The organism is Achromobacter insolitus, from assembly GCF_002209555.1.
Taxonomy (GTDB): domain Bacteria; phylum Pseudomonadota; class Gammaproteobacteria; order Burkholderiales; family Burkholderiaceae_B; genus Achromobacter; species Achromobacter insolitus.
In genome coordinates this window covers 129,686-138,768 of the sequence record NZ_NJIF01000014.1, presented here as the reverse complement: position 1 = coordinate 138,768, position 9,083 = coordinate 129,686, and the positions used below count along the sequence as shown (strand labels likewise).

Here is a 9,083-nt window from a genome sequence, read left to right as displayed (position 1 = left end):
CCCAGAAAAATAGCCGGCCCGCCGCCGGGCCGCCCCAAGGCGGGCCAGCCCCCCTCGGGGGGGCAGCAAGCACGCATAGCGTGCGCAGCGTGGGGGGCCCCTCCCTCCCGCCGAGCCGCCCCAAGGGGAAACAGCCCCTCGGAGGCAGCAGCACAAACGGCCCCCCAGAAAAATAGCCGGCCCGCCGCCGGGCCGCCCCAAGGCGGGCCAGCCCCCTCGGGGGGCAGCAAGCACGCGCAGCGTGCGCGGCGTGGGGGCCCTCTCCCTCTCCCTCCCCCTCTCCCTCTACTTCAGCCGCCACTTCCCCGAAGCCACGGTCGCCATCACCAGCGCCCGCTCATCCAGCCCATTGTGGTCGGTGGGACTCATGTTGACCACGCCGGTCGCGGTCGGCAGGTTCTTGACGTTTTCCAGCGCGTCGCGCAACGCCGCCCGGAATTCGGACGTGCCGGGCTTGGCGGTCTTCAACGCCACCGGGATGGCCTGCTGCAGCAAGAGGCCGACGTCCCAGGTATAGGCGGCGAACAGGGACACGCTGCCCGCGCCGTTGGCCGCCTCGTACTTCTTGGCGAAGGCCTGGGCGGTCGACTTGACCGGATTGTCGTCGGGCAGCAGATCGGCCACCATCACCGGCCCCACCGGCACCCAGGCGCCCTCGCAGGCGTCGCCGCAGACCCGCAGGAAATCGTTGTTGGCCACGCCGTGGTTGAAATAGATCTTGCCCTTGTAGCCGCGCTCACGCAGCGCCCGGGCCGGCATGGCGGCCGGCGTGCCCGAAGCCCCGACGACCACGGCGTCCGGCGCCGCGCCCACCACCTTCAGGGTCTGGGCCACGGCCGACGTGTCCGTGGGCGCAAAGGCTTCCTTGCCCACCACCTCGATGCCGTGCTTTTTGGCCGCTTTCTCGATTTCCACCCAGAAGGTCTCGCCCAGCGCATTGTTGAAGCCGATGAAGGCCAGCTTCTTCACGCCATTGGCCGCCGCATGGCGCGCAATGCCTTCGGCCATCAGCGAATCCGAGTGCGGCGTCTTGAACACCCACCGGCGCTTGTCGTCCATTGGCTCGATCAGGCGCGCCGAGGAAGCCAGGGTGATCACCGGCGTGGTGCCGCTGGCCACCGTGTCCAGCATGGCCATGGTGTTCGGCGTGGTGGTGGACCCGACGATCAGGTCGACCTTGTTCTCGGAAATGAGCTTGTGGGAATTGCTGACGGCGCGGGTGGTGTCGGAAGCGTCGTCCAGCACCACGTACTCGACCTTGACGCCCCCGATCTCGGTGGGCAGCAGGCTGATGGTGTTGCGTTCGGGGATGCCCAGCGAGGCCTGGGGACCGGTGGTGGAAAGCGTGGCGCCGATTTTCACTTGGGCCAGCGCGGGCGCGGCGCCCGCTGCCAGCAGGGCGGCCAGCGCGGCGGCCATGAGGGTACGACGAGGGGTCATGCGGAGTCTCCTTGGATACGCGGATGTCTTATGCTTTGCGCCGATCCGCTACGGCGTGGAACTCTGTTTATACGGCGGGGAACCCGGCGGACGGGCACCTCGGGGGCCCGCTGCGGGTTTGTCCGCACGGGCTCGCAGCGCGGCGCGGCTGCGTTCTTGCTGGTCTCCACGTTGCCAGTGACTGGCAAGCGCTGTATTTTTTAGTGATACACGTATTCTAATAAGAGACAAATCGATGTCAACAACTAGCAGTACGGGGATCCAATCCGCTGAAATCGCCCTGGATGTGCTGACCCGGCTGGCCGAACTGGGCGGCGCTCTGTCCGTATCGGAGCTGGGTCGCAGCCTGGACATGCCGCGCGCCAAGGTGCACCGCTACCTGGTGTCGCTCGAGCGCCGCGGCTACGTGGAACAGGACGCTGCCAGCGCCCGCTACCGGCTCGGGCCGCAAGCCCTGCATACCGGACTGGCCGCCCTGGCCGAAGTGGACTTCGTGAAACTGGCGGCCGGCTGCCTGGACAGCCTGAGCGCCGCCATTGGCCAGACGGTTTTCATCTCCGTCTGGGGACAGCATGGGCCCACCATCGTGCAATGGCGCGACGCGCGCCTGCCGGTAACGGTCAACGTGCGGGTGGGCTCTGTGCTGCCGCTGCTCAATAGCGCGACCGGCCGCGTCTTCGCCGCCTGGCTCCCTGAATCCCTGGCCCTGCCCCGGGCCCTGTCCGAGTGGGACGCGCTGCGCAGCCATGACCCGGATGCCGCCCAGGTGCTGGATGCCGCCGCTGCCCCCACTGACCCCGCGGCGGCGCTGCGCAGGCAATGGCAGGCGACCCGCCAACGCGGCTACGCCAGCGTCAGCGGCCACCTGTTGCATGGCATAGACTCCGCCGCCGTGCCGGTGCTGGATGCCCAGGGCCACTTGGCCGGCGCCATCACCAGCCTGGGATTGCATGGCGGCTTCGACCTCTCGCCCGATGGGGAACCCGTGCGGGCGCTGGTCGGGGCGGCAGCCGATTGTTCGCGCCGGCTGGGGTGGAGTCCGGCACGCTGAACGCGGCCGCGGCAGGCATCCGTCCCCGGGCGCGGCTGCCGCGTTTTCCGGCCGCTTTACAATACACGGTTGCCCCGAGCCCTCCTGGCTCGCCTTTCGCCTTCTTTTGCCGCCCTAGCCGGACGGATAGCCGCGTGACCCAGTCCCTCACCGTTTCCGATTTCAACTACGAACTGCCGCCCGAGCTCATCGCCCAGGCGCCCGCCGCCGAACGCACCGGCAGCCGCCTGCTGCACCTGGATGGCGCCGGCCATCTGCACGACCGGCAGTTCGCCGACCTGGCCTCGCTGCTGCGTCCGCAAGACCTGCTGATCTTCAACGACACGCGCGTCATCAAGGCGCGCCTGAACGGCCACAAGATCACCGGCGGCAAGATCGAGGTGCTGGTCGAACGCATCACCGAACCCGACCGCGTCCTGGCCCATGTGCGCGCCAGCAAGTCGCCCGGCCCGGGCATGGTGCTGCGCCTGGCCGATGCCTTCGATGCCACCGTGCTGGGCCGCGAAGGGGAACTGTTCGACATCCGCTTTCCCGGCCCCGTGCTGGAACTGCTGGACGCCCACGGCGCGACCCCGCTGCCGCCCTACATCACGCACGAGGCCGACACTGGCGACGACGAGCGCTATCAGACGGTCTACGCCCGCGAGCCCGGCGCCGTGGCCGCACCCACCGCCGGCCTGCACTTCGACCAGCCCACGCTGGACCGCCTGGCTGCGATGGGCGTCGAACGCGCCTTCGTCACGCTGCACGTGGGCGCGGGCACCTTCCAGCCGGTGCGCGTGGACAACCTGGCTGACCACGTCATGCATGCCGAATGGTTCACCGTGCCACAGGCAACGGTGGACGCGATTGCCGTCGCCCGCAGCCGCGGCGGCCGGGTCATCGCCGTCGGCACCACCAGCGTGCGCGCCCTGGAGTCCGCCGCCGCCCAGACCGAAGGGCGTACCGCCCCCGGCCTGCCGCTGGCCTCGGCGCAGGGCGACACGCGCCTGTTCATCACTCCCGGTTACCGGTACCGCGTCATCGACGCCCTGGTCACCAATTTCCACCTGCCCCAGTCGACCCTGCTGATGCTGGTGTCGGCGCTGGCCGGCGTAGAACCCATACGCCGCGCCTACGCCCATGCCGTCGCCGAGCGCTACCGCTTCTTCAGCTATGGCGACGCCATGTTTATCGAGTCCCCCGCCCCATGACCGGACTGAATTTCGAACTGCTTGCCACCGACGGCGGCGCCCGCCGCGGCCGCATCACGCTGAACCACGGCGTGGTCGAGACGCCCATTTTCATGCCCGTGGGCACCTATGGCAGCGTCAAGGCCATGCTGCCGCACGAACTGAAAGAGATCGGCTCGCAGATCGTGCTGGGCAACACCTTTCACCTGTGGCTGCGTCCCGGCACGGAAATCATGGAAAAGCATGGCGGCCTGCATGGCTTCATGCAATGGGACAAGCCCATCCTGACCGACTCCGGAGGTTTCCAGGTCTTCAGCCTGCAAGGCATGCGCAAGATCACCGAGGAAGGCGTGAAGTTCGCCTCCCCCATCGACGGCGCGCGGCTGTTCCTGACGCCGGAAGAATCCATGCGCATCCAGCGTTCGCTGAACTCCGACATCGTCATGGTGTTCGACGAATGCACGCCCTATGAAATCGACGGCCGGCCCGCCACCGTCGAGGAAGCCGCCCGCTCCATGCGCATGTCGTTGCGCTGGGCGCGCCGGTCGCGCGAAGAATTCGACCGCCTGCAAAACCCCAATGCGCTGTTCGGCATCGTCCAGGGCGGCATGTACGAAGCCCTGCGCGACGAATCCCTGGCCGGGCTGCAGGAGATCGGCTTCCATGGCTACGCCATCGGCGGCCTCTCCGTCGGCGAGCCCAAGGAAGACATGATGCGCATCCTGGCGCACGTCACGCCCAAGCTGCCGGCCCAGGCGCCCCGCTACCTGATGGGCGTGGGCACGCCGGAAGACCTGGTCGAGGGCGTCTCCCGCGGCGTGGATATGTTCGATTGCGTCATGCCGACGCGCAATGCCCGCAACGGCTGGCTGTTCACCCGTTTCGGCGACGTGAAGATCCGCAACGCCAAGTACCGCGACGACACCCGCCCGCTGGACCCGAGCTGCGGCTGCCATACCTGCGCGAATTTCTCGCGCGCGTACCTGCATCACCTGCAGCGCGCCAACGAAATTACCGGCGCGCGCCTGAACACCCTGCACAACCTGCATTTCTATCTGACCATCATGAAGGAAATGCGCGAGGCCATCGCCGAAGGCCGCTTCGACGCCTGGCGCGCGCAGTTCGCGGCCGACCGTGCGCGAGGGGTGGATTAGAATTTCAGGACGCAGAACCTATATACAATAGTCGGCTTGCCCTATCCATGGCTCGCGCGGGGATGGGCGCATAAAAACACTAGATACAAACACCCAAACAGACTAAACGCAGGAGAATTCAATGTCCGTTATCGATACCGCCAGCCTCGTCGTGGCTCAGGCTGCCGCCCCCGAGGGTAACGCGCTGATGGGCATGCTGCCCATCATCCTGATGTTCGTGATCCTCTACTTCCTGATGATCCGTCCCCAGATGAAGCGCCAGAAAGAACACCGCAACCTGATCGCCGCCCTGGCCAAGGGCGACGAAGTCGTCACCGCCGGCGGCCTGCTCGGCAAGGTGACCAAGGTCAACGACAGCTACGTCACCGTCGAAGTCTCCGAACTGGCCGACAAGCCCGTCGAAGTGATCATGCAGAAGTCCTCGGTCTCGACCGTGCTGCCCAAGGGAACCATCAAGGCCCTGTAAGCGTCCCACAGGAGCCCCATCGGGCTCTTGTGCTTGATGGCCCTGCCGCCGCCCGCCGCGCTTGCCGCCCGGGCGGCCCTTTCATCACTTTTACATGAAGTAGCCGGCAATGAACCGCTATCCCCTCTGGAAGTACATTACGGTCCTGGTCGCGGTCATCATCGGCCTGCTGTACACGCTTCCCAATTTCTACGGCGAATCTCCGGCCGTCCAGGTTTCCAGCGCCAAGGCCACGATCAAGGTCGATCCCGCCATGCTGAGCCGGGTCGAACAGATCCTGACCGACGCCAAGATCCCCAACGAAGGGGTCTACTATGAACAGAACGGCACGCTCGGCACCGTGCGCGCCCGCTTCGCGTCGACCGACCTGCAACTGCAGGCGCGCGACCTCATCGACAAATCCCTCAATACCGTCGCTGGCGACCCGCACTACACCGTCGCGCTGAACCTGCTGCCCGCCTCTCCTGCCTGGATGCGCGCGCTGGGCTGGTTCGCGCCCAAGCCCATGTACCTGGGCCTGGACCTGCGCGGCGGCGTGCACTTCCTGCTGCAAGTGGACATGCAGGGCGCCCTGACCGCCCGCTACGATTCGCTGGCCGCCGACGTGCGCTCGGTGTTGCGCGACCAGAAGGTCAACGTGGCCGGCGTCGAACGCTCGGGCATGGCCATTGCCGCCACCTTCGCCAACTCGGACGACCGCGACCGCGCCATCTCGACCCTGCGCAGCCGCCTGCCCGACCTGGAATTCACCGAACGCGAAGAAAACGGCAAACCCCTGCTGATGGCCGCCCTGAACCCGGCCGCCGTCACCCGCGTGCAGGATTCCGCGCTGAAGCAGAACATCAACACGCTGCACAACCGTATCAACGAACTGGGCGTGGCCGAACCGGTCATCCAGCAACAAGGCGGCGACCGCATCGTGGTGCAGTTGCCCGGCGTGCAGGACGTGGCCAAGGCCAAGGAACTGCTCGGCCGCACCGCCACGCTGGAAATCCGCATGGTCGACGACACCCCCGCCGCGCAAGCCGCGTTGCTGGGCGGCAGCGTCCCCTTCGGCCTCGAACGCTACAACGACCGCGACGGCCGCCCCATCCTGGTCCGCCGCCAGGTCATTCTGACCGGCGAAAACCTGCAGGACGCCCAGCCCGGCCGCGATTCGCAGACCCAACAGGCTGCCGTGCACCTGACGCTGGACTCCAAGGGCGCGCGTATCTTCCGCGACGTCACCCGCGACAACATCGGCAAGCGCATGGCCATCCTGCTGTTTGAAAACGGCAAGGGCGAAGTGGTCACGGCGCCGGTCATCCGCAGCGAAATCGCCGGCGGCCAGGTGCAGATCTCCGGCAGCATGAGCTCCGAGGAAGCCGCCGACACCGCGCTGCTGCTGCGCGCGGGCGCGCTGGCCGCGCCCATGTCCATCATCGAGGAACGCACCATCGGCCCGAGCCTGGGCGCGGACAACATCGCCAAGGGCTTCTATTCGACGCTGTACGGCTTCCTGGCCATCGCCGCCTTCATCATCCTGTACTACCACCTGTTCGGCGTGTTCTCCACGATCGGCCTGACCATGAACGTGCTGCTGCTGCTGGCGCTGCTGTCCATGCTGCAGGCCACGCTGACCCTGCCAGGTATCGCGGCTATCGCGCTGACGCTGGGCATGGCCATCGACTCGAACGTGCTGATCAACGAGCGGATACGCGAAGAACTGCGCGCGGGCGCCAGTCCGCAGCAGGCCATCCACCACGGCTTCGAGCGCGCCTGGGGCACCATCCTGGACTCCAACCTCACCACGCTGATCGTGGGCCTGGCGCTGTTGGCGTTCGGTTCGGGCCCGATCCGGGGCTTTGCGGTGGTCCACGTCCTGGGCATCCTGACCTCGATGTTCTCGTCGGTGGTGGGCGTGCGCGCGCTGGCCAACCTCTGGTATGGCCGCAAGAAGAAGCTCACGTCGATCTCCATCGGTGAAGTCTGGAAACCGAAGACCAACTGAACATGAGCGCGGGCGGCCCGGCCGCCCGCCACAGATAAAGCCTAAGGCGAAAAATGGAATTTTTCCGTATTCACCGCACTATCCCGTTCATGCGCCACGCGCTGGTGCTGAACATCATCAGTCTCGTCACGTTCCTGGCGGCTGTCTTTTTCATCATCACCCGCGGCTTCCACCTGTCGATCGAGTTCACCGGCGGCACGGTCATGGAAGTCAACTACGCCCAGACGGCGCAGCTGGAAAACGTGCGCGGCGTGGTCTCCAAGCTGGGCTACACCGACTTCCAGGTGCAGAATTTCGGCACCTCGCATGACGTCATGATCCGCCTGCCGCTGCAGGAAGGCCAGACGTCGGCCACCCAGAGCGAGACCGTCATGGCCGCGCTGAAGACCGCCGATTCCGGCGTCGAATTGCGCCGCGTCGAGTTCGTGGGCCCGCAGGTGGGGCAGGAACTGCTGCACAACGGCCTGATGGCCTTGCTGGTCGTGGTCATCGGCATCATGGTGTACCTGGGCTTCCGCTTCGAATGGAAGTTCGCCGTGGCCGGCGTGATCGCCAACCTCCACGACGTGGTGATCATCCTGGGCTTCTTTGCCTTCTTCCAGTGGGAGTTCTCGCTGTCGGTACTGGCGGGCGTGCTCGCAGTGCTGGGCTACTCCGTGAACGAATCCGTGGTCATCATGGACCGGATCCGCGAGAACTTCCGCAAGTACCGCAAGGCGGACGTGCAGGAAGTCATCAACAGCGCCATCACGCAGACCATCTCGCGGACCATCATCACCCACGGTTCCACCCAGATGATGGTGCTGGCCATGCTGTTCTTTGGCGGCCCCACCCTGCACTACTTCGCCATGGCGCTAACCATCGGCATCTGGTTCGGCATCTACTCGTCGGTGTTCGTCGCCGCGGCGCTGGCCATGTGGCTGGGCGTCAAGCGCGAAGACCTGGTCAAGCCGGTCAAGAAGGAAGGCGAGGAAGGCGAAGCCGCCTGATCGTCTCCGCGTGAAGAGGAACCCGCCGCATTCGGCGGGTTTTTTTATGCCCGGCCGTTCGAGGACTTGCCTCTTGCCAAACACATAAGTATTCGCTAATGTGTCGCCATGCTCGAAAACGATATTTTCAAGGCCTTGGCCGATCCCACCCGCCGCGCCATCTTCGAAAAGCTGGCGGCCGGCGGCATGAACGCCAGCGCCCTGCGCGTGGGCATGGAAATCAGCCAGCCGGCCATGTCGCAGCACCTTTCCGTGCTGCGCAAGGCGCGGCTCGTGCGCGAACAGAAACAAGGCCGATTCGTGAATTACGAAGTCGATCCCGACGGGCTGGCACTGATTGCCGGATGGCTGACCAAATACCGCGCCTATTGGCCGACCCGCATCGACGCCCTGAACGCTCTGCTCAAGGACATGGACCAATGAAACCGACCGCGCCCGGCGACCAGCCCGAAGACATCGTGCTCGAGTACGAGCTGGACGCGCCGCCCGAGAAAGTCTGGCGCGCGATCAGCATTCCCGAGTTCCGCGAGCAATGGTTGCCTGGCCAGGCCCTGGCCAGCGCCGAACCCACGGATTCGACGCCCCCCGAGGAGATCTGCTACCGCATGCGGGACGAAGAGCCGCCCTTCCTGGAAAGCGTGGTCACCTTCCAGCTCCGGCCTGCCGCGGATGGCCGCACGGTCCTGCGCATCGTCCACGCGCTGGCCGACGCCCGGCTGGAAGGCGGCAAGCTCGCAGCCGCCAATGACGCCGGCCCCTTTCTCATGCGCGCCGCCTGATCCCAGGCCCAGCGCAAGGCAACCGCAACACAGGAGATTCGT

General features: G+C 66.2%; 9 protein-coding genes. 8 read left to right on the top strand and 1 reads right to left on the bottom strand.

Annotated elements, in window-relative coordinates; genetic code table 11:
* Positions 1 to 285 precede the first annotated feature (285 nt).
* Entirely contained in the window at positions 286 to 1,440 is a 1,155-nt protein-coding gene (locus CEY08_RS28355) for an ABC transporter substrate-binding protein (RefSeq protein ID WP_076815125.1), read from the bottom strand.
* 235 nt (positions 1,441 to 1,675) lie between these two features.
* On the opposite strand from CEY08_RS28355, the gene CEY08_RS28350 reads away from it, so the two are divergent.
* The 8 genes from CEY08_RS28350 to CEY08_RS28315 all read left to right on the top strand — a co-directional run bounded on the left by CEY08_RS28350 (position 1,676) and on the right by CEY08_RS28315 (position 9,041).
* The gene (locus tag CEY08_RS28350) at positions 1,676 to 2,491 is read left to right on the top strand and encodes an IclR family transcriptional regulator (RefSeq protein ID WP_063643381.1); all 816 of its coding nucleotides are present in this window, start codon (positions 1,676 to 1,678) and stop codon (positions 2,489 to 2,491) included.
* A 134-nt stretch (positions 2,492 to 2,625) separates the two neighbouring features.
* Positions 2,626 to 3,684, top strand: a complete 1,059-nt coding sequence (queA, locus tag CEY08_RS28345; RefSeq protein WP_088607854.1) for a tRNA preQ1(34) S-adenosylmethionine ribosyltransferase-isomerase QueA — start codon at positions 2,626 to 2,628, stop codon at positions 3,682 to 3,684.
* Positions 3,681 to 4,817 carry a tRNA guanosine(34) transglycosylase Tgt gene (gene tgt, locus CEY08_RS28340; RefSeq protein WP_063643384.1) on the top strand — a complete coding sequence of 379 codons (1,137 nt, stop codon included), beginning with the start codon at positions 3,681 to 3,683 and terminating at the stop codon, positions 4,815 to 4,817. Before queA ends, tgt begins: the two co-directional genes overlap by 4 nt.
* A gap of 121 nt (positions 4,818 to 4,938) precedes the next feature.
* The gene (gene yajC, locus CEY08_RS28335; protein WP_042794815.1) at positions 4,939 to 5,283 is read left to right on the top strand and encodes a preprotein translocase subunit YajC; all 345 of its coding nucleotides are present in this window, start codon (positions 4,939 to 4,941) and stop codon (positions 5,281 to 5,283) included.
* Between the two features lie 109 nt (positions 5,284 to 5,392).
* Entirely contained in the window at positions 5,393 to 7,273 is a 1,881-nt protein-coding gene (gene secD / locus CEY08_RS28330; RefSeq protein ID WP_042794816.1) for a protein translocase subunit SecD, read from the top strand.
* A gap of 53 nt (positions 7,274 to 7,326) precedes the next feature.
* Positions 7,327 to 8,262: a protein translocase subunit SecF gene (secF, locus tag CEY08_RS28325; RefSeq protein WP_042794817.1), complete on the top strand. Its 936-nt coding sequence runs from the start codon at positions 7,327 to 7,329 to the stop codon at positions 8,260 to 8,262.
* Between the two features lie 108 nt (positions 8,263 to 8,370).
* Positions 8,371 to 8,685, top strand: coding sequence for an ArsR/SmtB family transcription factor (locus tag CEY08_RS28320; RefSeq protein ID WP_042794818.1), 315 nt, complete (start codon positions 8,371 to 8,373; stop codon positions 8,683 to 8,685).
* The gene (locus CEY08_RS28315; protein ID WP_076815127.1) at positions 8,682 to 9,041 is read left to right on the top strand and encodes an SRPBCC family protein; all 360 of its coding nucleotides are present in this window, start codon (positions 8,682 to 8,684) and stop codon (positions 9,039 to 9,041) included. The genes CEY08_RS28320 and CEY08_RS28315 overlap by 4 nt, the downstream gene beginning before the upstream one ends.
* Positions 9,042 to 9,083 lie beyond the last annotated feature (42 nt).